At 70.6% G+C, this 25,345-nt stretch carries 23 protein-coding genes; 19 read left to right on the forward strand and 4 right to left on the reverse strand.

Annotation, left to right across the window (positions count from 1 at the left end):
* Positions 1–36: 36 nt before the first annotated feature.
* The 10 genes from ffh (at position 37) to ACGFIM_RS24815 (ending at position 7,437) form a co-directional block, all read left to right on the forward strand.
* The gene (gene ffh, locus ACGFIM_RS24770) at positions 37–1,584 is read left to right on the forward strand and encodes a signal recognition particle protein (RefSeq protein WP_393204001.1); all 1,548 of its coding nucleotides are present in this window, start codon (positions 37–39) and stop codon (positions 1,582–1,584) included.
* 618 nt (positions 1,585–2,202) lie between these two features.
* Positions 2,203–2,646, forward strand: coding sequence for a 30S ribosomal protein S16 (gene rpsP / locus ACGFIM_RS24775; protein ID WP_393204003.1), 444 nt, complete (start codon positions 2,203–2,205; stop codon positions 2,644–2,646).
* A gap of 1 nt (position 2,647) precedes the next feature.
* Positions 2,648–2,893, forward strand: a complete 246-nt coding sequence (locus tag ACGFIM_RS24780; protein WP_043634919.1) for an RNA-binding protein — start codon at positions 2,648–2,650, stop codon at positions 2,891–2,893.
* Positions 2,894–2,966: 73 nt separating this feature from the next.
* A complete protein-coding gene (gene rimM, locus ACGFIM_RS24785; protein ID WP_393204005.1) occupies positions 2,967–3,467 on the forward strand; it encodes a ribosome maturation factor RimM in 501 nt (166 codons plus the stop codon).
* Positions 3,467–4,246 (forward strand): tRNA (guanosine(37)-N1)-methyltransferase TrmD, encoded by a 780-nt coding sequence (gene trmD, locus ACGFIM_RS24790; protein WP_393204007.1) that lies wholly within the window; start codon positions 3,467–3,469, stop codon positions 4,244–4,246. The genes rimM and trmD overlap by 1 nt, the downstream gene beginning before the upstream one ends.
* Positions 4,247–4,400: 154 nt before the next feature.
* Positions 4,401–4,763 carry a 50S ribosomal protein L19 gene (gene rplS, locus ACGFIM_RS24795; RefSeq protein ID WP_364070084.1) on the forward strand — a complete coding sequence of 121 codons (363 nt, stop codon included), beginning with the start codon at positions 4,401–4,403 and terminating at the stop codon, positions 4,761–4,763.
* Between the two features lie 141 nt (positions 4,764–4,904).
* Complete coding sequence (lepB, locus tag ACGFIM_RS24800; protein ID WP_393204010.1) at positions 4,905–5,759, forward strand: signal peptidase I; 855 nt, start codon at positions 4,905–4,907, stop codon at positions 5,757–5,759.
* Positions 5,759–6,352 (forward strand): signal peptidase I, encoded by a 594-nt coding sequence (gene lepB, locus ACGFIM_RS24805; RefSeq protein ID WP_393204012.1) that lies wholly within the window; start codon positions 5,759–5,761, stop codon positions 6,350–6,352. Before lepB (ACGFIM_RS24800) ends, lepB (ACGFIM_RS24805) begins: the two co-directional genes overlap by 1 nt.
* Before the next feature lie 53 nt (positions 6,353–6,405).
* Positions 6,406–7,074, forward strand: coding sequence for a ribonuclease HII (locus ACGFIM_RS24810; protein ID WP_393204014.1), 669 nt, complete (start codon positions 6,406–6,408; stop codon positions 7,072–7,074).
* Positions 7,075–7,113: 39 nt separating this feature from the next.
* Complete coding sequence (locus ACGFIM_RS24815) at positions 7,114–7,437, forward strand: DUF2469 domain-containing protein (protein ID WP_364070092.1); 324 nt, start codon at positions 7,114–7,116, stop codon at positions 7,435–7,437.
* Positions 7,438–7,541: 104 nt separating this feature from the next.
* Here ACGFIM_RS24815 and ACGFIM_RS24820 read toward each other — a convergent pair whose 3' ends face one another.
* Both ACGFIM_RS24820 and ACGFIM_RS24825 read right to left on the reverse strand, forming a co-directional pair.
* Positions 7,542–8,195: a response regulator gene (locus tag ACGFIM_RS24820; RefSeq protein ID WP_393204016.1), complete on the reverse strand. Its 654-nt coding sequence runs from the start codon at positions 8,193–8,195 to the stop codon at positions 7,542–7,544.
* A gap of 9 nt (positions 8,196–8,204) precedes the next feature.
* Positions 8,205–9,335, reverse strand: a complete 1,131-nt coding sequence (locus ACGFIM_RS24825; protein ID WP_393204018.1) for a sensor histidine kinase — start codon at positions 9,333–9,335, stop codon at positions 8,205–8,207.
* 233 nt (positions 9,336–9,568) lie between these two features.
* Here ACGFIM_RS24825 and ACGFIM_RS24830 point away from each other — a divergent pair, with 233 nt between their 5' ends.
* The 7 genes from ACGFIM_RS24830 (at position 9,569) to ACGFIM_RS24860 (ending at position 18,435) form a co-directional block, all read left to right on the forward strand.
* The gene (locus tag ACGFIM_RS24830; RefSeq protein ID WP_393204019.1) at positions 9,569–10,000 is read left to right on the forward strand and encodes a DUF6069 family protein; all 432 of its coding nucleotides are present in this window, start codon (positions 9,569–9,571) and stop codon (positions 9,998–10,000) included.
* Between the two features lie 40 nt (positions 10,001–10,040).
* Positions 10,041–11,018: an ABC transporter ATP-binding protein gene (locus tag ACGFIM_RS24835; RefSeq protein ID WP_393204021.1), complete on the forward strand. Its 978-nt coding sequence runs from the start codon at positions 10,041–10,043 to the stop codon at positions 11,016–11,018.
* Positions 11,011–11,751: an ABC transporter permease gene (locus ACGFIM_RS24840; RefSeq protein WP_393204023.1), complete on the forward strand. Its 741-nt coding sequence runs from the start codon at positions 11,011–11,013 to the stop codon at positions 11,749–11,751. The genes ACGFIM_RS24835 and ACGFIM_RS24840 overlap by 8 nt, the downstream gene beginning before the upstream one ends.
* Positions 11,752–12,457: 706 nt before the next feature.
* Positions 12,458–12,817, forward strand: a complete 360-nt coding sequence (locus ACGFIM_RS24845) for a YraN family protein (RefSeq protein ID WP_393204025.1) — start codon at positions 12,458–12,460, stop codon at positions 12,815–12,817.
* Positions 12,818–14,374, forward strand: coding sequence for a YifB family Mg chelatase-like AAA ATPase (locus ACGFIM_RS24850; RefSeq protein WP_393204027.1), 1,557 nt, complete (start codon positions 12,818–12,820; stop codon positions 14,372–14,374).
* A gap of 1,703 nt (positions 14,375–16,077) precedes the next feature.
* Complete coding sequence (gene dprA, locus ACGFIM_RS24855; protein WP_393204029.1) at positions 16,078–17,328, forward strand: DNA-processing protein DprA; 1,251 nt, start codon at positions 16,078–16,080, stop codon at positions 17,326–17,328.
* A gap of 207 nt (positions 17,329–17,535) precedes the next feature.
* Complete coding sequence (locus tag ACGFIM_RS24860) at positions 17,536–18,435, forward strand: tyrosine recombinase XerC (RefSeq protein WP_393204030.1); 900 nt, start codon at positions 17,536–17,538, stop codon at positions 18,433–18,435.
* 674 nt (positions 18,436–19,109) lie between these two features.
* Here ACGFIM_RS24860 and ACGFIM_RS24865 read toward each other — a convergent pair.
* Both ACGFIM_RS24865 and ACGFIM_RS24870 read right to left on the reverse strand, forming a co-directional pair.
* Positions 19,110–20,834, reverse strand: coding sequence for a peptidoglycan DD-metalloendopeptidase family protein (locus tag ACGFIM_RS24865; protein WP_393204031.1), 1,725 nt, complete (start codon positions 20,832–20,834; stop codon positions 19,110–19,112).
* Positions 20,835–21,035: 201 nt separating this feature from the next.
* Complete coding sequence (locus tag ACGFIM_RS24870; protein ID WP_393204033.1) at positions 21,036–22,376, reverse strand: MFS transporter; 1,341 nt, start codon at positions 22,374–22,376, stop codon at positions 21,036–21,038.
* A gap of 71 nt (positions 22,377–22,447) precedes the next feature.
* Between ACGFIM_RS24870 and ACGFIM_RS24875 the strand changes: the two genes are divergently transcribed.
* Together ACGFIM_RS24875 and rpsB are read left to right on the forward strand one after the other, a co-directional pair.
* Complete coding sequence (locus ACGFIM_RS24875) at positions 22,448–23,119, forward strand: ArsR/SmtB family transcription factor (RefSeq protein ID WP_393204035.1); 672 nt, start codon at positions 22,448–22,450, stop codon at positions 23,117–23,119.
* A gap of 768 nt (positions 23,120–23,887) precedes the next feature.
* Positions 23,888–24,781, forward strand: coding sequence for a 30S ribosomal protein S2 (gene rpsB / locus ACGFIM_RS24880; RefSeq protein ID WP_393204037.1), 894 nt, complete (start codon positions 23,888–23,890; stop codon positions 24,779–24,781).
* The last annotated feature ends 564 nt before the right edge of the window (positions 24,782–25,345 follow it).

The following is a 25,345-nucleotide window of genomic DNA, read 5'->3' on the forward strand; positions in this document are numbered from 1 at the left end:
TTAGACGTACATTCGCTTCGAGGACTGGCCAACCACGTGTTCGAGACGCTATCCGACCGGCTGACATCGGTCTTCTCCTCCCTCCGATCCAAAGGGCGGCTGTCCGATGCCGACATCGACGCCACCACCCGCGAGATCCGCATCGCCCTGCTCGAGGCCGATGTCGCGCTGCCGGTGGTCAAGGCGTTCGTCGCCCAGGTCAAGGAGCGTGCCCGCGGTACCGAGGTCTCCCAGGCGCTCAACCCGGCGCAGCAGGTCGTCAAGATCGTCAATGACGAGCTGATCGAGATCCTCGGTGGCGAGACCCGCAGGCTGCGCTTCGCCAAGACGCCGCCGACCGTCATCATGCTGGCGGGTCTGCAGGGCGCGGGTAAGACGACGCTGGCGGGCAAGCTGGCCAGGTGGCTGCGCGAGCAGGGCCACGCGCCCATGCTCGTCGCCGCCGACCTCCAGCGGCCCAACGCCGTCCAGCAGCTCCAGGTCATGGGCGAGCGCGCGCAGGTCGCCGTCTACGCGCCCGAGCCCGGCAACGGCGTGGGCGACCCCATCGAGGTGGCCCGCAGGTCGGTGGACGAGGCCAGGCGGCTCAACCACGACATCGTCATCATCGACACCGCCGGTCGCCTGGGCATCGACCAGGAGATGATGAAGCAGGCCGCCGACATCCGCGACGCGGTCTCGCCCGACGAGGTCCTGTTCGTGGTCGACGCCATGATCGGCCAGGACGCCGTGGTCACGGCGCAGGCGTTCATGGAGGGCGTCGGCTTCGACGGCGTGGTGCTCACCAAGCTCGACGGCGACGCGCGCGGCGGCGCGGCCCTGTCGGTGCGCCACATCACCGGCAAGCCGATCATGTTCGCCTCGACGGGTGAGAAGCTCGAGGACTTCGACGCCTTCCACCCCGACAGGATGGCCTCGCGCATCCTCGACATGGGTGACATCCTCACCCTGATCGAGCAGGCGCAGAAGACGTTCGACGAGGAGCAGGCCGCCAAGATGGCGGGCAAGCTCACCTCGGGCGAGAACTTCACCCTCGACGACTTCCTCGAGCAGATGCAGATGGTCCAGAAGATGGGGCCCATCAAGAACCTGCTCGGGATGATGCCCGGCATGGGGCAGATGCGCGATCAGATCAACGCCATCGACGATCGCGACCTCGACCGCATCGCGGCGATCATCCGCTCCATGACCCCGGCCGAGCGCCAGGACCCGAAGATCATCAATGGGTCGCGCCGCGCCCGCATCGCCGCCGGCTCGGGCGTCAGCGTCAGCGCCGTCAGCAACCTCGTCACCCGCTTCTTCGAGGCACAGAAGATGATGAAGCGGATGGCGGGCGGCATGGGCATCCCCGGCATGCCGGGCGGCCGGAGCAAGGCGGCCAAGTCGCAGAAGAAGAACAAGAAAGGGCGGCGCGTCAGCGGCGACCCGCGCAAGGCGGCGCTCGGCAAGGGCGGCTCGTCGTCCGGCGACGGCGCCAAGAAGAGCGGCGGCGTGCTCGGCAACCTCGGCGGGAAGCTGCCGCCCGGGGTCGAGCTGCCGCCCGGCTTCGACCCCTCCAAGCTCCGCCTTCCCGGCCAGAAGTAGCCCTGCTTCGGGCTCGCGCCGCCCCGGGCTTCGGGGCGGCGCCCGCGTGTTGCGGCTCGTGTCTCGCGGCGTTTCGCGGTGCGGGGGCGGGGGCGGGGCCGGAGGCGGCGCGGCCTTCGCCGGCATCCGCGCTTCGCCAGGAGACCGTCGCGAGGCTCGCGCCATCGGCTCGCTCTCCGGCTCGTCGGGTACTGCGCGCGCCCTTCGGCGCGGGTCGGCGCCCCCGCGGGGCGTTCGTGCGCGGTCGCTCGGGCTTCTCTATCGCCTGGTGTGCGTGACCCGCAGGTGGCCGGTGTACGCCCGGGGTGCTCGCGTGGCGGAGGGCGACGGGCCGCCGCGCCCGGTCGGAGCGTCGCCGGGCGGTGTTCCGGGGGCTCGCCGGAGGGCTGCGGCCTCGCCGTACGGTGGGCGGTGGATTGCCGGACCTTTGCGCCGAGCTGTGGTGACAGGTCGTGAGCGGTGCCGTGGATCTGGCAGAATGACATGTTGGAACACCGTGGCCAGGCGGGTGCCCTCTCATCTCCCGCCGGACGCGTTTGTCCCTGGAGCGTCGTCGCGTCGTGCCCCACTCGGCGAGGCGCCGTTCACCCACGTGCGAATGCAGGAGAGACCACACCCGTGGCAGTCAAGATCAAGCTCAAGCGGCTCGGCATGATCCGCAACGCTCAGTACCGTATCGTCGTCGCCGACAGCCGCACCAAGCGTGACGGCCGGGCGATCGAGGAGATCGGTCTGTACCACCCGAAGGAGAACCCTTCGCGCATCGAGGTCAACGCCGAGCGTGCGGCCTACTGGCTGGGTGTCGGCGCGCAGCCGACCGAGCCGGTGCTCAAGCTGCTCAAGCTCACCGGCGACTGGCAGAAGTTCAAGGGCGAGCCCGCTCCGCCGCCGCTGAAGGTCGCGGAGCCCGCGCCTGACCGTCACGCCATCTACGAGGCCGCGGCCAAGGAGGCGCTGTCCGGTGGCGACACCGGCACGGCCGCCACCACGCCGAAGAAGTCCAAGAAGAAGGACGAGCAGGCCGAGGCCCCCGCCGAGACCAAGACCGAGGGCGAGGCCTGACGTGCTCGAGGAGGCTCTCGAGCACCTCGTGAAGGGCATCGTCGAACATCCCGACGATGTCCGGGTCCGCGCACGCCGCATTCGCAGCGGGCGCGTCCTGGAGGTCCGGGTGCATCCCGAGGACCTGGGCAAGGTCATCGGACGCGGCGGGCGCACCGCCAAGGCGCTGCGCACGGTCGTGAACGCCCTGGCCGACGGGAAGTACGTACGGGTCGATCTGCTCGATCTGCACGAAGCAGTCCGTTAGCGTCAGGTTTTTGCGCCCTCATCGGCTACGTACCGATGGGGGCGCTTGCGTTGATAAGAGAAGGCAGGTTCACGTGCAGCTGGTCGTCGGCCGGATAGGCCGCCCGCACGGGGTGCGCGGTGAGGTGACCGTGGAGGTGCGCACCGACGATCCCGAGCTGCGCTTCGCCCCCGGCACCGCCATCGCCACCGACCCCCCCGACCGGGGGCCGCTCGTCGTCGCCGGCCGCCGCTGGCACAAGGGCGTGCTGCTGGTGGCGTTCGAGGAGGTCCCCGACCGCAACGCCGCCGAAGAGCTGCGCGGCACCATGCTGGTCATCGACTCCGCCGACGTGGAGCCGTCCGACGATCCCGACGAGTTCCACGACCACCAGCTCATCGGCCTGACCGTGGTGACCGTCGCGGGCGAGCACGTGGGCGAGGTGGACGACGTGCTCCACCACGGCCAGGACCTCCTCGTCGTCAAGAGGAAGGGCCGCGACGAGGCCCTCATCCCGTTCGTCAAGGCGCTGGTGCCCGAGGTCGATCTGGAGGCGGGGCGGCTGGTCGTCGATCCCCCGGAGGGCCTGCTGTGATGCGCCTCGACATCATCTCGATCTTCCCCGAGTACTTCGCGCCGCTCGACGTCTCGCTCATCGGCAAGGCGCGCGAGCGCGGCATCCTCGACATCCGGGTCCACCAGCTGCGCGACTGGACCCACGACGTCCACAAGACCGTGGACGACACGCCGTACGGCGGCGGCCCCGGCATGGTGATGAAGCCTGAGGTGTGGGGCGAGGCCATCGACGACGTGATCGGCGACGGCTCGCCGCGGATGATCGTGCCGACGCCGAGCGGGCGGCCGTTCACCCAGGAGCTGGCGCAGGAGCTGGCGGGGGAGCCGTGGCTGCTGTTCGCCTGCGGGCGCTATGAGGGCATCGACGCGCGCGTCATGGAGGAGTACTCCACGCGGCTGCGCGTCGACGAGGTCAGCATCGGCGACTACGTGCTGGCCGGCGGCGAGGTGGCGGTGCTGGTCATGGTGGAGGCCATCGGCAGGCTGCTGCCCGGCGTGCTGGGCAACGCCCAGTCGGCTGTGGACGACTCGTTCGCGCCGGGGGCGATGCGCAACCTGGTCGAGGGCCCGGTCTACACCAAGCCGCCGGTGTGGCGGGGGCACGAGGTGCCCCCGGTGCTGCTGTCCGGGCACCACGGAAAAGTCGCCAGATGGCGGCGTGACGAGGCGATCCGGCGTACCGTGAAGAACAGGCCGGACCTGGCGGCGGCGCTCGACCCCGCGACGCTCGACAAGCATGATCGCAAACTGCTCGAAGAGCTGTCGTTTCGCCTCCAGCCGGAAGATATGGCAAACTGAATCGCTGCCGACCAACAGCGGTCGGTGTTGCGTGCCCGGGAAGAGCGACCCCGGACCCAGGAGACTGCAAGCGCGTCCACTTCGCCGCCGTGCTCATGCCGAGTTCGGACGGGTGGACCTCCGCGTGCCCGCGAACTTTGAGGAATAGACTCTCATGCACACGAAGATCCAGGAGCTCGAGAAGGCGACCCTGCGCGATGACGTGCCGGACTTCCGCCCCGGTGACACGCTCGAGGTTCACGTCCGAGTCGTCGAAGGCAACCGTTCCCGGATCCAGGTCTTCAAGGGCTTCGTCCTGCGCAGGCAGGGCAGCGGCGCCCGTGAGACCTTCACGGTCCGCAAGGTCAGCTACGGTGTCGGCGTCGAGCGCACCTTCCCGGTGCACAGCCCGGTCATCGAGAAGATCGTCCTCGTGACCCGTGGTGACGTCCGCCGCGCCAAGCTCTACTACATGCGCGACCTCCGCGGTAAGGCCGCCCGCATCCGCGAGAAGCGCGAGACGACGGCCGCCAAGTAAAGCCTCGTTTCTGAAGGCCCGCGCGACAAGCGCGGGCCTTTCGGCTTTACAGCGGCGTTTCCTTTATGTGGAGCGACTCGTGCGTGGGTGTAACGTCGGTCGAGGGTTGTCGGGCCTAGTCATCATCTAGGCTCGTCAGCGATGACTAGCGAAAGCCAGGAGCACGGCGCTGCGCGCCGCCCTGTCGAGGACGAGGTGGACGTGGTCGCCGAAGAGACTCACAAGCCGGCCGAGGGCGAGAAAAAGGAGAAGAAGGGGTCGTTCTGGAAAGAACTTCCCGTTCTCATCGTGGTCGCTCTCGTCCTGGCCCTCATCATCAAGACGTTTGTGGTCCAGGCCTTCTACATTCCGTCGGAGTCGATGGAGAACACCCTGCTCAAGAACGACAGGGTCCTGGTCAACAAGCTCGTCTACCACGTCAGGGACATCGAGCGTGGTGACGTGGTGGTCTTCTCCGGCGTCGACTCCTGGGACGGCGAGTTCCAGATGGAGGAGCCGTCCAACGCGGTCGCGGCCTTCTTCCGGTGGGTGGGCACCGCCTTCGGTGTGGTGCCCGGCGAGAAGGACTACATCAAGCGCGTCATCGGCGTCGGCGGCGACCATGTGAAGTGCTGCGACTCCCAGGGCCGCATCACGGTCAACGGCACGCCGATCAACGAGGAGAGCTACCTCTATCCGGGCAACGTGCCCTCCGACACCTTCTTCGACATCACCGTCCCCGAGGGGCGGCTGTGGGTGATGGGCGACCACCGGTCGGTCTCGCTCGACTCGCGCTCCCACACCGGTGATCCGGGCGGCGGCTCGATCCCCGTCAGCCAGGTCATCGGGCGGGCCTTCGTGATCGTGTGGCCGTTCGACCGGTTCGGCTCCATCGACATACCCGAGACCTTCGCCCAGCCCGCGCTGCAAGCGCTCGGCGGCTCGGTCCCGCTGGTGGCCGGGTTCGGGCTGGCCGTACCCTTGGTGCTGGTTCGTCGGCGTCTGAGGAGGCGCTGATGGCCTTCTCCAAGAAGGCGGAGGGTGTGACGAAAGAGAAGAAGAAGGGCGGCTTCCGGGAGACCGTTCTGCTGCTCGTCATGGGAGTCGGCATCGCGCTGCTGCTCCAGGCGTTCGTGGTCGGATCGTTCTACATCCCGTCGGAGTCCATGGAGAACACCTTGCTGGTCAACGACCGGGTGTTCGTCAACAAGCTCGCGGGCAAGCCGGAGCGCGGCGACATCGTGGTGTTCAAGGGCTGGAACGGCGAGGACACGATCAAGCGGGTCATCGGCGTCGGCGGCGACCGCGTGAAGTGCTGTGACAAGCACCTGCGCATCACGGTCAACGGCACTCCGCTCGAGGAGGACTCGTACCTCTATCCCGACGACTACCCGTCCGGCGACGAGTTCGACGTCACGGTGCCCGAGGGGAAGCTGTGGCTGATGGGCGACCACCGCAGCGCCTCGGCCGACTCGCGGGCCCACATGGAGGAGCCGGGGGGCGGCTTCATCTCCGAGGAGGACGTCATCGGCAAGGCCGTGGTGCGCTACTGGCCGCTGTCACGGGGCTACCTGTTCTCCCGTCCCGAGACCTTCGACAAGGTCAAGTAGCCTTCCGCTTCAGGTCGCGGTTTGCGGCGAATGGGGCGTACGCTGCCTGTGTCATGACAGTAGCGTTCCGCCCTCGACCGAGCGTCGTCCGGCGCGATTCCGGACTCTACGCCTATGAGCGGGCGCTCGCCCGCCGCGGCCTCGCCCCCATCGCGGGCGTCGACGAGGCCGGCCGCGGCGCGTGCGCGGGCCCGCTGGTGGTGGCGGCCGTCATCCTGCGCAAGCAGGTCACCGGGCTCGGTGACTCCAAGCTGCTGAGCCCGGCGGTGCGCGAACGCCTCTACGAGCAGATCATGCGCGTCTCCCATGTCGGCATCGTGGTCATCCCGCCCGGGGAGATCGACGCAAAAGGTCTCCACAAATGCAATGTCGCAGGAATGCGGCGAGCCGTCGCACAGTTGCCATGTGACCCGGAGTACATCCTGACGGACGGTTTCCCGGTTCCGGGGCTGCCGGCACCGTCACTGGCCGTGTGGAAGGGGGACCAGGTGGCCGCGTGCGTGGCGGCCGCGTCGATCGTGGCCAAGGTGACCCGAGACCGCATCATGGTCGCGCTCGACGAGCGCTACCCGCACTACGGCTTCGCCGAGCACAAGGGATATGTCACGCCGGGACATCGGCTGGCACTGGAAACGCACGGCCCGTGTCCCGATCACCGTTACTCCTTCGTCACGGTGGCGAGGGGGATGGGTGAGAATGAATTGGGGGCCGGGGTTGCCTGAGCAGGCACACCGGGGGACCGGTACGACAGGAGGACCGCGATGAGCGCAGAGGATCTCGAAAAGTACGAAACCGAGATGGAGCTGCAGCTTTACCGCGAATACCGGGATGTCGTCGGTTTGTTCACTTACGTGGTGGAGACTGAGCGGCGGTTCTATCTGACCAACTCGGTCGATCTCGATGTCCGTACCGCGGAGAACGGCGACGTCTTCTTCGATGTGAAGATGCAGGACGCCTGGGTGTGGGACATGTACCGGCCGGCGCGGTTCGTCAAGAACGTGCGCGTGGTGACGTTCAAGGACGTCAACGTCGAAGAGCTCGCCAAGGCGGACCTCGAGATGCCCAAGGAGGGCTTCGCGGGATAGCGCTTGCTCGCTGGGAGGAGCGCATTCACCCCCGGTCTGCTCTTACGTAGAGGCCCGCGTCCTGTTCCTACGTGAGACTTCTCATGCGGGGCCCGCGCCGTGTTCTACGCGAGGCCCGCGTCGTGGGCCAGGAGCGCGATCTGGGTGCGGTTGTCCAGGCCGAGCTTGGTCAGGATGCTGGAGACGTGGGCCTTCACGGTCGTGACGCCCATCGAGAGGTCTTCGGCGATGTCGGCGTTCGTACGCCCCCGCGCGATGGCCAGCGCCACCTCGTGCTCGCGCGGCGTCAGCACGGCCAGCGCGGCTCTGGCCCGCTCGTAGGCGCCCGCCTGGGCGATCGTCCGCTCCATCAGGCGCCTGGTGACACGCGGCGACAGGATGGGATCGCCCGCCGCCACCCTCGTGATCGCCTCCACGATCTGCGGCGGCGCGGTGTCCTTGAGCAGGAACCCGGCCGCGCCCGCCCGGAGGGCCAGCAGGACGTTCTCGTCGGTGTCGAACGTGGTCAGCACGATCACCTCCGGCGGCCGCGCCCGCGCCCTGAGACGGCGGGTGGCGGTGATGCCGTCCGCGCGCGGCATGCGCAGGTCCATCAGCACCACGTCCGGCGCGTGCGCGTCGGCCGCCGTGATCGCCTCCTGCCCGTCCGCCGCCTCGGCCACCACCGAGATGCCGGCGGCGCCGTCGAGCATCATGGACAGACCGGCCCGGACCAGGGGGTCGTCGTCGACCAGGAGCACGCGGATCATCCGGGTCATGGTACGGGCTCACGCGTCCGGCCAGGGCAGGCGGGCGTTCAGATGGAACGCGCCGCCCGCCGTACCGTGGTCGAGCCGCCCGCCGTCCAGGCGCACCCGCTCGGTGAGCCCGACCAGGCCGAGGCCGCTGCCCGTCTCCGCCGCGGTGGCGGCACCGGCGGGCGGCAGCGGGTTGCTGATGTCGATCAGCAGCTCCTCGCCCGGAGCGCCGCGCAGGCGCACCTCGACCGGCAGGCCGGGGGCGTGCTTGCGGGCGTTGGTGAGGCCCTCCTGGACGACCCGGTAGGCGGTCTTGTCCACCAGGGGCGGCGGGGTGCCGGCGACCTCGTCGCGCAGCCGTACCGGCTGGCCCGCCTCCCGCGCCTCCGCGACCAGGCCGGGCAGGCCGGCCAGCCCGGGAGGCGGCTCGAGCTCGTCCCGCTCGTCGTCCTGCTCCCGCAGCAGGCCGATCACCTGCCGCAGCTCCTCCAGCGCCTGCTGCACCCCCGCACGGACCACCCCCGCCGCCCGCGCGAGCTGCTCGGGTGAGGCGTCGGGGCGGTACTCCAGCGCGCCCGCGTGCGTGGCCACCAGGGACAGGCGGTGGGCCAGCACGTCGTGCATCTCCCTGGCCAGCAGACGGCGCTCGGCCGCGCGGGCCTCCGCCACCCGGCGGCCCTGCTCGGCCTCGGCGCGGCGGGCGCGCTCGTGCAGGGAGGCGAGCAGGGCGCGGCGCGAGCGGGCCAGCGCGCCCCAGCCGAGGAGGGCGCCGTACGCGGCGCAGATCAGCAGCAGCCACCACGGCAGCGAGATGCCCGAGTGGGGCCGCCACAGGCCCTGCACCAGGTGGGCCGCCATGCCCGCGGCCGCCACCCCCGCGGCCACCGGGAACCGTTCGCGCTGCGCCACCTGCAGCGTGCCCAGCGACGCCGCCGGCGTCGCCACCGGGGACAGCGTGGCCAGGACCGTCGCGGCCAGCGCGCCGTGTACCGGCCACCACAGCTGGGCCAGGGCCGCCGCCAGGCTCGCCACCGCGACCGCCACGTCCAGCGCCCACGTCGCTTCGTCGGCCACGGCCCACAACGTGAGGCCGGTGAGCGTGCCCATCGCCGACAGGGTGATGGCGATGGCGAGGGGATACGAGGGGCGGAACGGGGACATCGGGCCAGGCTAACCCGTGGCCCGGAGGGGTCATCACCTCCCAAAGTAGGAGACGCGCCCCACCGGGGGAGGGGGCGTCGCGGCCTCGCGCCCGATGTGGTGGGTATGGGTGTTCGGTCAGGGTTGGCGGCATGAACGCTTCCAAGCCAGGCTCACGCACATCAGCCCGAACCTCCGGGGGGACGCCGCATACATCCGGACAAGGCTCGCCCGCTTCCAGGGGAGGGTCGCATGTGTCCGGCGAGGGCTCGCCCGCTTCCAGGGGAGGACCGCATCCGTACGGCCAGGGGGCGCGCGGCTCCATCAGGAGGCTGCTCTCCGTGCTCGTCGCCGCCGCGTCGGCCCTGGTCGTCTGGGCCCTGGCGGTGCCCGTCGCCGGGGTCGCGCTGACCGTGCGGATGGGCGGCGGCACGCAGGTCGTCGGGCCCATGTCCGTGATCGTGGCCGGCCTGGCGGCCGGTCTCGCGGGCTGGGGGCTGCTGGCCGTGCTGGAGCGGTCCGCGTCCAGGCCCGGCCGCGTCTGGACGTTCGTCGCGGTGGCCGTCCTCATCCTGTCCCTGCTCGGGCCCCTCGGCAGCGCCGTGGGCGGCGCGGCGACGGCGGTGCTGATCGTGATGCATCTCGTCGTGGGCGCCGTCCTCCTGGCCGGGCTCGTACGGCGGTGAGCCCGACCGCCTCCCGCTCACGTACGGACAGGAGAACCCCATGACGGTCCTCGCCCGCGCGATCGACGTCACCCGCCGCTACGGCGAGGTGCGCGCGCTCGACCGCGTCTCGCTCGACATCCGGGCCGGCGAGCTGGTCGGGCTGATCGGCCCCAACGGCGCCGGCAAATCCACCCTCATCAACCTCTTCACCGGTCTGCGGAGACCGACGTCCGGCACGGTCGAGCTGTTCGGCGGCTCGCCGCGCGACCCCGTGCTGCGGCGCGGCATCGGCGTGACGCCGCAGGAGACCGGGCTGCCGGAATCGCTGCGGGTGGGGGAGATTGTCGCGTTCGTCGGCGCTCACTTCCCCGATCACGCGGACACGGCCGAGCCGCTGGCCCGCTTCGGTCTGGACGGTCTCGCCAGGCGGCAGATCGGCGGGCTGTCCGGCGGGCAGCGGCGGCGGCTGGGGGTGGCGCTGGCGTTCGTGGGGAAGCCGCGACTGGTGTTCCTGGACGAGCCCACGACCGGGCTGGACGTCGAAGGCCGGCGGCGGCTCTGGGACGGCATCAGGGCGTTCCACCAGGAAGGCGGCACCGTCCTGGTCACCAGCCACTACCTGGAGGAGGTCGAGGCGCTGGCCGAGCGGGTCGTGGTCGTCGGGCACGGCCGCGTGCTGGCCGACGACACCACGCAGGCCGTGCGGGGCATGGCCGGCACCCGGCGGGTCTCGTTCGCCTGCGATCGGCTGCCCGAGCTGCCCGGCGTCCTCGCCGCCGAACGCGTGGACGGCCGTGTCCATCTGGTCGTCAGCGATCCGGACCGATTGGTGGTGGAGCTGGTGCGGAGCGGGGTGGCGTTCTCCAGGCTGGAGATCAGGCCGGCCACGCTCGAAGAGGCCTTCCTCGCGCTCACCGCCCCCGACCCCCCTGCCTCCCCGTCTACCGCCTGCCAACAGACCACCTCCGGGCGGATCGCCTCCTCGGAAACCTGGCTCGCCACGGAGTCCGCCTCCCAGGGAACCGCCGATGCCTAGACTCGTGCTCGCCCACGCCCGTTTCCTGCTCATCGAGCAGATGAGGACCCCGATAGGGCTGCTCGCCGCCGCGTTCTTTCCCGCCGTGGCGATGATGGCCTTCGTGGTGCCGTACGCGGGCCAGGACCCCGCGGCGGCGACCACGGCGACGAGCTCGCTGATGCTGTTCGGGGCCATGTCGTCCGCGCTGATCGGGCTCGGCACCGCCGTCGCGCAGGACCGCGAGCAGCCGTGGAGCCCGTACCTGCGTACCCTCCCTGCGGGGCCGCTGCCGCGCTTCGCCGGGCGCGTCCTGGCCACGCTGGCCGTCATGCTGCTCTCGGTGATCCCCGTCCTGGTGATGGCGGCGCTGTTCACGGCGGCGGCGATCACGCCGGGCAGGCTGCTGCTGGGGGTGATGGCGCTGGTGGCGGCCGTCGTACCGTTCATGCTGATGGGGCTGGTCGTCGGGTACGTGCTGGCGTTCAAGGCCGCGATGGCGGTGGCGCAGCTGCTGTTCTTCCCGATGGCGGTGCTGGGCGGGTTGCTGCTGCCGCCGCAGGTCCTGCCCGGGTTCGTGCAGGTCGTGTCGCCGTACGTGCCGACCAGGGGCGCGGCCGAGCTGATCTGGTGGGCTGTGGCCGGAACCCCGCCTGGAGTCGTGCCGCTCGTCATGTTCGGGGTGTGGACGGTGGGGATGGGGGTTGCGGCGGTGCGGGCGTATCGGCGGGACGAGGGCAGACGTTTCTCCTGAACGCGCCCAGAACGCCGCGCAGCGACGCCCGCCCCGTCCCGCCTGCCACCGTCACTGCCCGCCATCGACAGCGCCTGCCGCCTCGTCGCGCGCCAGCGTCACTGCTCACTGCTGACGGTGCTGCCACCCTCGCCCACCTCGGACACCGCTACCACCGACCTCGCGACCGTCACCGCCCGCCTCAACCGCACGGTGTCACCGCCTGTCCCCGATCCCGCGACCGTCACCGTTCGCCCCGACCGCACGACGTCACCGCCTGTCCCCGACCCCGCGACCGTCACCGCCCGACACGGGCGCCGCAACCGGCACCGCGCTCGCACCGTCGCAGTGACCATCACCGCCCTAACCCCCGCACCGCCCTAACCCCCGCACCGCCCTAACCCCCGCACCGCCCTAACCCCCGCACCGCCCTAGCCCGGCACCGCCCCACCTCCCGCACCGCCCCAACTCCCGGACCACCCCCGGCACCGCCCTCTCGCCGTCGCGCTGACGCGTCACCGCTCCACCTCAGTGACCGCCACCGTCACAGGCGAGCGTTCGGGCACAGGCGTCACCACGCACGAAGACTCCTGTCGGTTTGCGTCCACAGGGCGTCACCACCCCTGAGTCCCTTATCCACAGAATCCCGTTCGGCCACTTCTCGCCCGCCCCGCATCCGCGATGGTCGTGCCACACCCCGCACCCACCGACAGGACGGAGTTCGGCAATGGCCACGGAGAGCAAACAAGAGCTGGGCAAACGCGGCGAGCACCTCGCGGCGGCCTACCTCAGGTCCGAGGGCATGCGCGTCCTCGAACGCAACTGGCGCTGCCGTCACGGCGAGATCGACATCATCGCCGAAGACGGCCGCACCCTGGTCGTGGCCGAGGTCAAGACCAGATCAAGCAGGTCACACGGCTCGGCGCTGGAGTCGGTGAGCCGGGCCAAGCTGGCCAGGCTGCGGTTGCTGGCCGCCCTGTGGCTGGCCGGCCAGTCACGCTCGTACGAGTCGGTACGGGTGGACGTGATCGCCGTCGAGCGCTTTGCGGGCGATTTCTCGCTGAGCCACGTACGGGGGGTGATCTAGATGGCCGTGGCCCGTACGCGAAGCGTGGCGCTGGTGGGGGTCACGGGCCGCACGGTCGAAGTGGAGGCCGACGTGGGCAACGGCCTGGCGGGCATCCACCTCATCGGCCTGCCCGACACGGCGCTGAGCGAGGCCAGAGACCGGGTCAGGTCGGCCATGGTCAACAGCCACTACCCATGGCCCGACGCCCGCATCATCGTCAGCCTCTTCCCGGCCAGCCTGCCCAAGCGCGGCTCGCAGTTCGATCTCGCCATCGCCGTGGCGATTCTCGGGGCGGCGGGCGTGGTCCCCGCCGAGCGCATCGCGGAGCCGTTCTTCCTCGGTGAGCTCGGGCTCGACGGCCGCATCAGGGGCGTGCGCGGCGTGCTCCCCTCCGTCCTGGGAGCGGCCGGCCACGGCGACGTCACGGTCGTGGTCCCGGCGGCGAACGCCGCGGAGGCCGTACTGGTGCGCGACGTGAAGGTGGTCCCCGTCAGCGACCTGCGCCAGCTCGTGGAGTGGCTGCGCAAGGGCGGCGACGCGCCGAGCCCCGTGGCGCAGGAGCACGAGGAGCCCGGTACCGAAGACGTCGCGCCGCTGCAGACCACGGCCGCCCTCGATGTGGACCTCGCCGACGTCGTGGGCCAGCCGGTCGCCCGCAGAGCCCTCGAGGTGTGCGCGGCGGGCGGCCACAACCTGTGGATGCTCGGCCCGCCCGGCACCGGCAAGACCATGCTCGCCGAGCGCCTTCCCACGCTCCTGCCCGACCTGGAGCTCGACCACGCCCTCGAGGTCACGGCCATCCACTCCGTGGCCGGCACCCTGCCGTCCAACTCGCCGATGATGTCGCGCCCGCCCTTCGTCGGCCCGCATCACACGGCCACGGCGGCGGCGATCATCGGCGGTGGCAGCACGACCGTACGCCCTGGGGCTGTCTCGCTGGCGCACCGGGGCGTGCTGTTCCTCGACGAGGCGCCCGAGTTCCAGCGCAGCGTGCTCGACGCCCTGCGGCAGCCGCTGGAGTCCGGGCAGGTGACGGTGTCGCGGTCGGTGGGGTCGGTGACGTTCCCCGCCAGGTTCATGCTCGTGCTGGCCGCGAACCCGTGCCCCTGCGCCCAGGCGGACGATCAGAAGGACGCCTGCCGGTGTACGCCGACGGTCAAGCGCCGCTACCTCGGCAGGCTCTCCGGGCCGCTGCTCGACCGGATCGACATGAAGGTCATGGTCACCCGATCGTCACGGCGGGAGCTGCTGGCCGATCGCCAGTTCGTGGAGAGCAGCAAGGTCGTGGCGGAGCGCGTGCTCGCCGCCCGCGAACGCGCCGCCGCCCGCCTCGCCGGCACCCCGTGGCGCTCGAACGCCGAGATCCCGTCCTCGGTGCTGCACGCGGAGTTCCGCCCTTCTGCGGGCGCCATGCGTCCCATGACGGCCTGCCTCGACGCCGGCACCCTCACCGCGCGCGGCCTCGACCGCGTGGTCCGCGTGGCCTGGACCCTCGCCGACCTGGCAGGCAAGGACGCCCCCGGCCAAGACGAGACCAACGCCGCCCTGGGCTTCTGGCTCGGCACCCACTCCTGACCCGACGGATTTCGTTGCCCCAAGGAGCACTCATGCCCATCACCACCACCCCACCCGCCCCCCGCCGGCCTCTGCGCGGCACCTCACGCACCGCGCGGTCCCTGCTGCCCACGCCGCCCGCGCCGTACCCGCAGGTGACCGAGATTCCAAGCCTCGAACGCCTCGGCCCGCTCTTCCCGCCACCCCACCCGAACGACCCGTTCCCGCCGCGCCATCCGAAGGACCTGCCGCCCTTCCCGCCGGGCATGGGCGTTTCGCCGACCACTCCACCCGGCATGGGCGCTCCGCCGAGCACTCCACCCGGCATGGGCGCTCCGCCGATCAGCCCACCCGGCATGGGCGCACCTGCGCATACCCCGCCAGGAAGCAACGTCCCGCCCTTCCAGCTGACCCCCCTTGCCAATCACCACGACGCACCCCCGACGCCCATGCCAACCGAGCTGACCTGCGGATACCCAGGCGATCACTCACGCATCGACCACATGAGGAGCACAGAGATACCGACCGCCCGGACCCGTACCGACGGGCCGGCCACCCCAGCCCGGACAAACGTGCCCGAGGTCGGGACCCGTGCGAACGCCTCGTGGACCGGAGTCCGTACGGACGAGCCGTGGACCGGAGTGCGTGCGGACGAGCCGTGGACCGGAGTGCGTGCGGACGAGCCGTGGACCGGAGTGCGTGCGGACGAGCCGTGGACCGGAGTGCGTGCGGACGAGTCGTGGACCGGAGCCCGTACAAGCGAGAAGTCGAGCTCCGCACCACTTACGAGCGCCGAGACTCGTGCGAGCATTCACCCGGGTGACCGAGCGGCACCAAGCACCGAGGCGCGCACCGAAGCGGCGACCGGCACATACGCCGGCGCGAAGCCCCACCCCGTGGCTGAGACCGATGCTTCGACCGCAGCCGGGACCAACACGCTCACTGGAGAAGACCCGCGAAGCGGCATCGCCTCAGGCATCCGAACCGCAGCCATGCGAGGGGCCGGCAGAGGGGCAGCGATCGAGGTCGCCCCGGGAAACATCGAGCTGCGGACCGAAGCCAGGCTGGGGACCGACACCGGGTTGTGGACCGACTCGTGCCCACCGAGGGAAGTCCCGCCAGCGGACATGGGGCCGATGGCGGAAGCTGGACCGAAGACCGGTGCCGAGCTTGGGACCGATGCCGGGCTGGGGGCCGATTCTGACCCGCAGTCGGAAGTCGTGCCAGCGGACATGGCGACACGGACGGAAGCCGGGCCGAAGACGGAAGCGGAACCGCGTACCGAAGTAGCGCCGGACATCAACCCGGGCACCACCAGCACCGGTAGTGGACCGGAGACCGCAGCAGTGGGGCTGCAAACCGACGCAACAACCGGCGTAGGGACGGTGAGGCCCGAACCAGCAGCGGAAACGAGAGCCGGAAGCGTGCCCGAACCCGGGAGCAGAAGCGGAACCGGGACCGGGGACGGAACCGGAACCGGAACTGGGAGCGGAACCGAGATCGGCAGCGGGAACGGACCCCAGACCGGGAGCGGAACCGAGATCGGGAGCGGGAACGGACCCCAGACCGGGAGCGGAACCGGGAGCGGAACCGGGACTGGGAGCGGGAGTGGAACCGGGACTGGGGACGGGAGCGGAACTGGGACTGGGAGCGGGAGCGGAACTGGGACTGGGAGCGGGCACAGGACTCACCGGCGCAAAACTCGCGGGGGCGGAAGTCAGGGGATGAGCGAGGCGGAGGCCAGGGCCGCGCTCATGCGCGCCTGCGACGTGGGCGACGTCATCATGGGCCGCCTCGTCACCCGGTACGGCGCCCGCCAAGCCGTCGAGGCGATCCGTTCCCGGGCTTTGCCGCCGGAGTTCGTGGCCGAGGAAGCCCAGCAGGAGCGCCCGCAGGACCTGACCGCTCGGTTGCACGCCTGGTACGCCCGTCTCGCCGCCGCCAACCCGGCGGCCGATCTCGAGGCCGGCATGAAGTCCGGTGCCCGTCTGATTCTGCCCGGCGACCCGGAGTGGCCCACCCAACTCGACCAGCTCGGCCCGAGCCGTCCCCTGGCACTGTGGGCGCACGGCGATGCGGACCTTCGCTTCTCCTGCCTGAAGTCCGTGGCCGTGGTCGGAGCGCGGGCCGCCACTCCGTACGGTTCGCACACGGCGGCCGAGTTCGGGGTGGGCCTCGGCGAGTCGGGGTGGACGGTGGTGTCAGGCGGAGCGTACGGCGTGGACAGCGCCGCGCACCGGGGCGCCCTGGCGTCCGGGTCGCCGACGGTCGCGGTCCTGGCCTGCGGCGTGGACGTCTGTTACCCCAGCAGCCACGAGACGTTGTTCGCCGCGATCAGGGAACAGGGCGTCGTGATAAGCGAGTGCCCGCCCGGCGTCCACCCGACCCGCGCGCGTTTCCTCATCAGGAACCGTCTCATCGCGGCTCTGTCGAGAGGAACGGTGGTGGTCGAGGCCGCCATCCGCAGCGGCGCCCTCAACACCGCCGCCCACGCCCTGTCCCTCAACCGGCACCTGGGAGCGGTCCCGGGTCCGATCACCTCGTCCATGTCCGCCGGGTGCCACAGGCTCCTGCGCGAACGCAAGGCCGTCTGCATCACCTCGCCGGAGGACATGATCGACCTGGTAGGCGTGATGGGCGACGACGCCGCCCCGCACGTGCGTGCGCCCGTCGTCCCCAGGGACCGGCTCAACGAACCCACCAAGAAGGTGCTCGACGCCGTCCCTACGCGCGGCGGCGCCGGCCCGGCCTCGATAGCGGTGGCGGCAGGCGTGACGCTGGACGTGGCCCTGAGCGCCCTGGGCGGCCTGGCCGCCGCCGGGTACATCGAACGCACTCCTCGCGGCTGGCGCCTCCGCAAGCAGACCACCTCGTACCGCAAAGCCCCCGACTCCGCCGCCCTCCGACCCCCGCTGTCCCCCGAGCCCGACCCCGCCGACCTCCCACCCCCACCAGACGACGACCACCTCGCTTGACGAGGCCCGCGTCGGTGCTCCGGCTGAGTCGGCCCTGCGCCAAGGCGGGCCTCCCAGAAGACCGTGCAGACCGGGCCTGACCAGTGGACAGAGGGGGTGGCCGCGGCACTCAGAGCCGAAGGCCGTACAGACCCGCCTGCTGCACAGACCAGCGCCCCCACCAACGTCGGGGTTGGGGGAGGGTGGGGCTTGGGGAAGATTTGGGAGATGTGGAGAGAGATGGGTGTGGAGCGGGATGAGGTTGTAGCGGAGTTCGGACGGTATCTGCGGCTGGAGCGGGATCTTTCGCCTCATACCGTTCGGGCTTATCTGGGGGACGTGAACTCGCTGCTCGATCACCTGGGTGGGCGGCTGGAGGCGCTCGATATCGGCACCCTGAGGGAGTGGCTGGCCGAGCAGCATGCGGCGGGGAAGGCTCGGGCCACGTTGGCTCGGCGCACCGCCTGCGCCCGTACGTTCACCGCCTACTGCCATCGGCGAGGGTGGCTGGAGAACGACCCGGGGTTGCTGCTGGGGAGTGCCAAGGCGGGACGGGAACTGCCCGCGGTGCTTGACCAGCGGCAGGCCGAGGCCGTGTTGAATGTGGCCTCCGCCGGTGATCCGAAGGAGCTGCGGGATCAGGCGATGCTCGAGCTGCTGTACGCGACCGGGGTGCGGGTGAGCGAGCTGTGCGCCCTCGACGTCGATGACGTCGACCGGGAGCGGAACGTCATCAAGGTGCTGGGCAAGGGGCGCAAGGAGCGGGTGGTGCCGTTCGGGGCGCCGGCGTTGCGGGCATTGGACCGGTGGTGCATCCACGGGCGGCCGCGGTGGGTACGGGCCGGGTCGGGGCCGGCGCTGTTCCTCGGCGTACGGGGCGGCCGGATCGACGCGGGGACCGTGCGGCGGGTCGTGCATGCGAGGCTGGCCCAGGTGGAGGGAGCGCCGGACATGGGGCCGCATGGGTTGCGGCACAGCGCGGCCACGCACCTGCTCGAAGGGGGAGCGGATCTGCGGAGCGTTCAGGAGCTGCTGGGGCATGCGTCACTGAACTCCACGCAGATCTATACGCATGTGTCGATCGAGCGGCTGCGGGCGGCTTATCGGCAGGCACATCCAAGGGCTTGATCGGGACCTCATCCGAGGGGCGGGGGTTGGTGGTTCGAGGTTCGAAACGTCAAGGGTTCGGGGTTCGAAGGTCCGGGGGTTCGTTGGTTCGTTGGTCTGGGGGTTCGAGGGGCTGGGGGTTCGTTGGTTCGAGGGTCTGGGGGCGCGGATTCGAGGATGCGGGGGTTCGGGGGTCTGGGGGGTTCGTGGGTTCGAGGGTCTGGGGCGAGGGTTCAAGGGGCCGGAAGTTGGCGGGTTCAGGGGGCAGGGGTTCGCGGGTCCGGGGGCAAGGGATCGCGGATTCGGAGTTCGAGGGCCCAGGGGCTCAAGGGTTCGAGGGTGCAATGCTCCAGTGGCCCAGTGGCCCAGTGGCCCAGTGGCCCAGTGGCCCGTCCAGTGGCCCAGTGGCCCGTCCAGTGGCCCAGTGGCCCAGTGGCCCGTCCAGTGGTCCAGTGGCCCGTCCAGTGATCCAGGGGTCCAGAGGCTCAGAGGTCCAGTGGTCCAGAGGCTCAGAGGTCCAGAGGTTTGGGGGTTCGAGGGGTCGGGGCCGAAGGGCTGGTGGTTCGGGGTTGTGGATTAGGCCTGATCAGAGCTGTTTGTCGTCGGGTCGGGTCTTTTGGACTCGCGTTGTTGCTTATCGGTGAGTGCTGGTGGGTGAGCGTGGCCCGGGTGCGGCGGGCACCCGGGAGCGGTGGTCAGGGGTGAGGGTGGGCTCTCGGTTTTGAGTTTGTGCGGTGGTGGCGGCTTTTGCGGTGTTGGCCTTTCGTGGTGGTTCGGTAGCGGGGCTTGCCCCGGTGGCCTCGGTGTCTGTGGCATCGGAGTGCTATGAGGAGCAGGGCTGCGACGAAGGCTGTCACCGTGAGGGCCGTACTCAGCGGGTAGGACATGGCCCGTGTGAGGGTGGGGGTCGGGCTGGAGGTGTCAGCCGTTCTCGGGGGGTGGCTGAGAAAGGTTTCTGAGGCTGTCGTTGTGAGCTTTCGAGGTGCGGGCCGGTCCGGTGCCGAGATGGTCGATGTCTCGATCGCATTGGTCACCGTCTCACTTGTGCTGTCGGCAGGTGTCTCACGTGCTGTTTCGGTCACGTCCCTGTGAGTGCCTTCGGTGGCGGGCCTTCTGCCGGGACTTGGCACGGTCCTGACATCTCCGGAGGGGACGGGCGGTGTGTCGCCTGTGCTGTCGGTCTGTCTGATGATCGCGGCTACCGCCCATCCCTCTCCCGCAGCGGTGGACGGCGATCGGGTACCGGCGGTCGCTGGTTCGGTGGGTGCGATGGCGGGTGGTGTGATCGTGATCGTCTGCTTGGTGGTGCTTGTGGAGGGGGTCGGGAGGGCGCCGGCGATGGGTGAGTGGTGGGCGAGTGCGGTGAACGAGGGGTGGCTGTCGTAGGAATCGGTGGTCTGGTGCAGGTGCAGGTCTGCGACGGAGGGCTGCTTGGCCCGACGTACGTCGGCGACGGAGGGCTGGTTGGTTCGGCGTGGGGATGCGCCGGAGGGTGTGGTCGGGCTTAGGGCTGGATAGGAAGGGTCGGCGGGTTGGCGGAGGGCTGGGTCGGAAGGGGTGGCGGGCTGGCGGAGGGCTGTGCCCGGGGGTGGGGCGTTGTCTCGTGGGGCCTGGTCGGGGGCTGTGAAAGGCGTCGTGGTGGTGCGCGAGGTGGTGTTCGGGCCGCGGTACGGGGTGGCGGAGCGGTCGCCCGGCTGGGGCCAGAAGGGGAGGAGACGGGTGGGGGCGTGGCCGAGCAGGTGGAGGGGGTCGAGGTAGTGGGCGTCGCGGATGAGGCCCCAATGCAGGCAGGACTCCGGGCAGTGCGGTGTCGAGCCGTCGATGACGCCTATCTCCGTGCCTGGGGTCACCTGGTGGCCTCGGGACACGGAGGGCTTCACGGGCAGGTACGTAGTGCGCAGGCCGTTGGGGTGGTCGATGGTCACCACGCCCTTCCCCGCTACCGGGCCCGCGAAGCGGATGGTGCCTGGGCCTGCCGCCAGGACCGGGGTGGCTACCGGGGCGGCCAGGTCGACGCCGCGGTGACCGGCCAGCCAGGGTTGGGGCGGCGGGGCGAAGCGGCGCAGGATCCGGACCTGCCCGTGCAGGGGCCAGCGCCAGGTGGAGGTGTCGGCCTGGGGCGAGGCCCTTGCCGGGAGCGCGGAGAGGGGGAGGAGCGTGAATGCGGCTATGAGGGTGGTGAAGACGGTGATCTTGACGCGGTTAGGCAGGTCGTGAGCTCTGCCTACGGAGTGAAGGGCACGGGTGCCGTTTTGGGAGTGAAGGGCGCGGGGGCTGTTTCGGGAGTCCGGCGGCGAGGTAAGGGCGCGGGTTCTGTTTTCGGGGTGAAGGGCCTGAGCTCTGTATGGAGAGTGAAGGGCGCAAGTTCTCCCTGGGGAGTGGAAGGCGTGGGTTCTGTTTGGGGAGGGTGCGACGTTCATGGACGGGAGTTTGGCGGGTGCGGTGACCTTCGCGGCGCGGTGAACGTCGTTCTGTGGACGGTGGGAGGATCACGAGGCTGAGCTGTGGAGAAGGGTGCCTCGGCAGGTCACGGGACGACCGGGTGATGGTCAACGTCGTGCGGCGGCGGGCCGAGGGCTGCAGGGGGTCTGCGGTCGCAAGGAGCCGGCGCTGGGTGGGGCTTACGGGGTGGAGTGGCGTTTCGTGGCCATGAACGTCGCCGTTCCTGGAACATAGGGCGGTGCAGGCTGGCGGGTGGGGCGGCGGTGGCCGGGACGGATGGGGGAGAGCCAGATCCAGAACGTGGCCAGGGCTATGCCGCCGGCACAGACGATGATCACCGGCCGCAGGCCGATGATCTCCGCGAGGAAGCCGCCCGCCAGGCCGCCGAGCGACAGCACCCCCTGGATCGCGAACGTCATGGTCGCGTTCACCCGGCCGCGCAGCTGCGGGTCGGCCTCCTGCAGGACGATGGCGTTCATGCAGGTGGCGAAGGAGACCACGATGGCGCCGGCGGCCGTACCGGCCAGTGCCAGGACACCGAGCTTCCACCACAGCGGGCCGGAGAGCAGGCCGACGGTGAGGACCTCCAGGGGGAAGAAGAGCACCGCCACGAGGAGGATCCGGTTCTCGCCGTACCTCCGGGACAGGCGTGCGGTCAGCCACGCGCCCAGGAGGCCGCCGGCGCCGCCCATGGCGATGAGCACGCCGATCATGCCCTTGGGGATGTTCAGCGTGTTGACCATGTAGAGCATGTAGACCGCCGTGTACGCCATGGCGAAGAAGTTGATCGTGACGCCGGCGAACAGCAGCGCGCGGAGCACCGGGTGCGTGATGCTCACCTTCAGGCCCTCCAGGATGTCGCGCCACATGCCCCTGGAGACGGCGGGCGTGTTCCGCTCGGGCGTACGTATGGCGCGCAGCAGCAGGGCCGAGGCGAGGAAGGACAGGGCCTCCGCCAGTACGGCCAGCGGCGCCGTCAGCAACTGCACCAGCAGGCCGCCCAGGCCGGGCCCGGCGACGGTGGCCACCGAGTACGTCGTCTGAAGCCCCGCCATCGCCTTCGTCCGCTGCTCGGGCCCCGCGATGGCGGCGACGTGCGGGAAGTTGGCCGCTCTGAACAGCACTCCCGCCGTGCCGATGACCAGCGCCACGACGATCAGCCACGTCACGTTCAGCACGCCGAGCAGCCATGCCAGGGGCACGGTGACCGCGGCGGCGCAGGAGACCAGCTCACACGCGATCATCAGCGGCCGGTGGCGGGTGAGGCGGTCGGCGATGGCTCCCGACTGGAGGCCGAACAGCAGCGCCGGTACGGACGCCGCCGCCGTCAGCATCCCCATCTGCGCCGGGGACGCGGCCAGCAGCGCCACGGCGGTCAGGGGGATGGCCAGCTTGGAGACCTCGGAACCGGTGAATGAGATCGTACGAGCCGTCCAGAGCAGCCGGTAGTCGCGCTGCTTGCGTAGGGGCACCGGGGCGGGCTCCGCGAGCCCCGGCGAATTGTGAAGGGAACGCTTCATAGATGTGAAGATAACCCTTCATAATTTATGAAAGCAACCCTTCATAGCTCAGTGATGGGTACGGTTGCCTCATGACCGGCGACACTTCGACGCTCAGCGACCCCAAGGCGATGAGGGCGCTGGCGCACCCCGCGAGACTGGCGATCCTGCATCAGCTGGGCGTGGAGGGAAGCGCCACCGCCACCGAGGTCGCGGAGATCGCGGGCATCACCCCCAGCGCCGCCAGCTACCACCTGCGCATGCTCGCCAAGTACGGCTTCGTCGAGGACGCGCCCCCGCGCGGTGACGGCAGGGAGCGGGTGTGGCGGGCCGCCGACCGCAGGCTCGCCGTCGGCATCGAGCCCGAGGACCGGCCCGAGGTGCGGACCGCCAAACGGCACCTGATCGCCGTCATCCGGCGATCCGCGCAGGAGGAGGCCGAGCGCGCGCTGCAGGAGGTCGAGAAGGAGACCCCGGAGTGGCGGGACGCGGTCAGGTTCGTCCGGTATCGGATCCGGGTGGACGCGCATGAGATGGCGAGGCTGAACGAGGAGATCGAGAAGCTGATCGAGCCGTACGTGGTGCGCCATCGTGGCGTGGAGACGGCGCCTGAGGGGGCCAGGGTCGCCGAGGTGCAGGTCAACCTGTTCCCGGTCTCGCCGCGGCCGCGGCCCGGTCTGCCGACGGAGGATCACGGGCTCCCGAGGGGGAGGGGGAACGGCCGTCCCGGGGACGCGCCGGCCCCCGCTGAAGGCGACGCCTGAGGGCTTCGGCAGGCGGCCCGCGGGACGTTGCGGCGCACGTCGCGCCCATGGGAGGCCGGGGACGTTGCGGCGTACGCCGCGCCCACGGAGGTAGTGGCGCACGGGCGGCTTGAGCCGGTGGTGGGTGCCGTGCGCGGATTCCGTGGCGCACGAACGGTCCGAGCCGGTCAGGGCCGGACGTGGGCGGATCCGGCCGGTGGAGGGTGGCGCGCGGATGACGTGAGCTGGCGGGTGACGCGCGCGTGGATCGGGTCGGGATGGTGGGGGGTGTGGGCGGCCGAGCTGGCGGAGGGTGGTGTGTGGAGGTCGTGAGTCGGTGGGTGGCGTGTGCGTGGGCCGGGGTGGTGAGGGGACGTGTACGGGGGTGAGCCGGTGGCTTGGTGGTGTCTGGGTGCGCTGAGGCGAGGAGCGTGTTGTGCGGGTGGCGTGTTGCCCGAGTACGTCGGGTCGACGAGGGGATGGTTACGGACGGAAGCGCCGTGAGGGTGGGCGGGCGGTCACCGGGAGAATGGGGGCGGGGCAGGCAAAGTTAGGGAGATGTCCGTTTGACCGGGGACGGTCAGCCGGGGGCGGTGTGGGAGGTAGACTTTCCGGTGGCCTGTCACCGCAGGCCGACTTCGCATGCCCCATTGCGGACCGCACCGTCGGTCCGGGCCAGGTGCCCGGCTGGTGCGGGTTCGGGGCATCAGGGCGGCAGACAGCGCGCTGCCGCGGCACAACCGAGAACAGCGCCCATCCGCAGGGCGCCCAGACCTGGAGGACCAGCACATGGCCCCCGTCGTCACCATGCGACAGCTGCTCGAGAGCGGCGTTCACTTCGGCCACCAGACGCGGCGCTGGAACCCGAAGATGAAGCGATTCATCTTCACCGAGCGTAACGGCATCTACATCATCGACCTTCAGAAGTCGCTGTCGTACATCGACCGCGCCTACGACTTCGTGAAGGAGACCGTCGCCCACGGCGGCACGATCCTGTTCATCGGCACCAAGAAGCAGGCTCAGGAGGCCATCGCCGAGCAGGCTTCCCGGGTCGGCATGCCGTACGTCAACCAGCGCTGGCTGGGTGGCATGCTCACCAACTTCTCGACCGTGCACAAGCGGCTGCAGCGTCTGAAGGAGCTCGAGGAGCTCGACTTCGACAACGTCGCCGCCTCGGGGCTCACCAAGAAGGAGCTCCTGATGCGCCGTCGCGAGAAGGACAAGCTCGAGCGCACGCTCGGCGGCATCCGTGACATGGGCCGTGTGCCTAGCGCCGTGTGGGTCGTCGACACCAAGAAGGAGCACATCGCGATCAGCGAGGCCAAGAAGCTCGGCATCCCTGTCGTCGCGATCCTCGACACCAACTGCGACCCCGACGAGGTCGACTACCCGATCCCGGGCAACGACGACGCCATCCGCGCCGTCGGCCTGCTGACCAGGGTCGTCGCCGACGCTGTCGCGGCCGGTCTGATGGCTCGCTCCGGCGCCGCTCGCGGTGACGAGAAGCCGGCCGCCGCCGAGCCGCTGGCCGAGTGGGAGCGCGAGCTCATCGAGCAGGGCGCGGGCGAGAAGGCCGCCGAGGCGGCCGCCGCTCCCGAGGCCGCTGCCGAGGGCGAGGCGAAGGCCGAGGCTCCGGCCGAGTCCGCCGCTCCTGCCGAGGGCGAGAGCGGCCAGCAGGCCTGACGCCTTCACCCTGGGGTGACCGCTGAGGGTCTGCCCCGGGCGGGTCCGGCCGTGTTCTGATGGAAGGACACGGTTCTGGCCGGCTCGGTGACGGGTGCTCGGTGGTCGTCCCGCCGGGGGCGGTCGCTGCCGCCGGTCGCACAGGTGCCGGGGGCGGTTCCGCTGACGGTACGGCGCTTTCCGTGCGGGCGCGGGTCCGGCAGGCTCGTGGCGGCTCTGATGGGACCCGCTGGGCGTTGCGGTCCTGAGATCAGGTCGTACGGGCCGGGCCGGGCGCGAATCCGGCCCGGACGTCCGGTCGGGCAGGAGCCAGGCCGAACGTCCGATCGGGCAGGAGCCGGGCCGATGCCGGTTGGAGGCGTCGGTGCCCGGGGCCGATGTCCGCACCGGGCGCCGGTGTCCGAGGTCGGTGTCGGGACAGGGCGTCGATGCTCCGGCGGCCTGCCGGCCGTGCCTGGGAAGCCAGGACCGTCAGCAAGGCGAACGTGACAGCTGAATACAGGCGGACCACCGCACCACGGCCGCCGGGGTTCCGGCAGCCGGTCAGGCGAGGGCCGGGCAAGG

The sequence above is a fragment of the Nonomuraea sp. NPDC049309 genome (genome assembly GCF_043196965.1).
Classification (GTDB): domain Bacteria; phylum Actinomycetota; class Actinomycetes; order Streptosporangiales; family Streptosporangiaceae; genus Nonomuraea; species Nonomuraea fastidiosa.

Coding starts and splice junctions, on each gene's coding strand:
- ACGFIM_RS24835 (WP_393204021.1), top strand. CDS start 10,041: ATGACGGTCCTCGCCCGCGCGATCGACGTCACCCGCCGCTACGGCGAG.
- lepB (WP_393204012.1), top strand. CDS start 5,759: ATGGCCTTCTCCAAGAAGGCGGAGGGTGTGACGAAAGAGAAGAAGAAG.
- ACGFIM_RS24845 (WP_393204025.1), top strand. CDS start 12,458: ATGGCCACGGAGAGCAAACAAGAGCTGGGCAAACGCGGCGAGCACCTC.
- dprA (WP_393204029.1), top strand. CDS start 16,078: ATGAGCGAGGCGGAGGCCAGGGCCGCGCTCATGCGCGCCTGCGACGTG.
- ACGFIM_RS24875 (WP_393204035.1), top strand. CDS start 22,448: ATGACCGGCGACACTTCGACGCTCAGCGACCCCAAGGCGATGAGGGCG.
- rpsB (WP_393204037.1), top strand. CDS start 23,888: ATGGCCCCCGTCGTCACCATGCGACAGCTGCTCGAGAGCGGCGTTCAC.
- ACGFIM_RS24810 (WP_393204014.1), top strand. CDS start 6,406: ATGACAGTAGCGTTCCGCCCTCGACCGAGCGTCGTCCGGCGCGATTCC.
- ACGFIM_RS24850 (WP_393204027.1), top strand. CDS start 12,818: ATGGCCGTGGCCCGTACGCGAAGCGTGGCGCTGGTGGGGGTCACGGGC.
- ACGFIM_RS24865 (WP_393204031.1), bottom strand. CDS start 20,834: ATGAACGTCGCACCCTCCCCAAACAGAACCCACGCCTTCCACTCCCCA.
- lepB (WP_393204010.1), top strand. CDS start 4,905: ATGACTAGCGAAAGCCAGGAGCACGGCGCTGCGCGCCGCCCTGTCGAG.
- rplS (WP_364070084.1), top strand. CDS start 4,401: ATGCACACGAAGATCCAGGAGCTCGAGAAGGCGACCCTGCGCGATGAC.
- ACGFIM_RS24840 (WP_393204023.1), top strand. CDS start 11,011: ATGCCTAGACTCGTGCTCGCCCACGCCCGTTTCCTGCTCATCGAGCAG.
- ACGFIM_RS24825 (WP_393204018.1), bottom strand. CDS start 9,335: ATGTCCCCGTTCCGCCCCTCGTATCCCCTCGCCATCGCCATCACCCTG.
- trmD (WP_393204007.1), top strand. CDS start 3,467: ATGCGCCTCGACATCATCTCGATCTTCCCCGAGTACTTCGCGCCGCTC.
- ACGFIM_RS24815 (WP_364070092.1), top strand. CDS start 7,114: ATGAGCGCAGAGGATCTCGAAAAGTACGAAACCGAGATGGAGCTGCAG.
- ACGFIM_RS24870 (WP_393204033.1), bottom strand. CDS start 22,376: ATGAAGCGTTCCCTTCACAATTCGCCGGGGCTCGCGGAGCCCGCCCCG.
- ACGFIM_RS24820 (WP_393204016.1), bottom strand. CDS start 8,195: ATGACCCGGATGATCCGCGTGCTCCTGGTCGACGACGACCCCCTGGTC.
- ACGFIM_RS24860 (WP_393204030.1), top strand. CDS start 17,536: ATGTGGAGAGAGATGGGTGTGGAGCGGGATGAGGTTGTAGCGGAGTTC.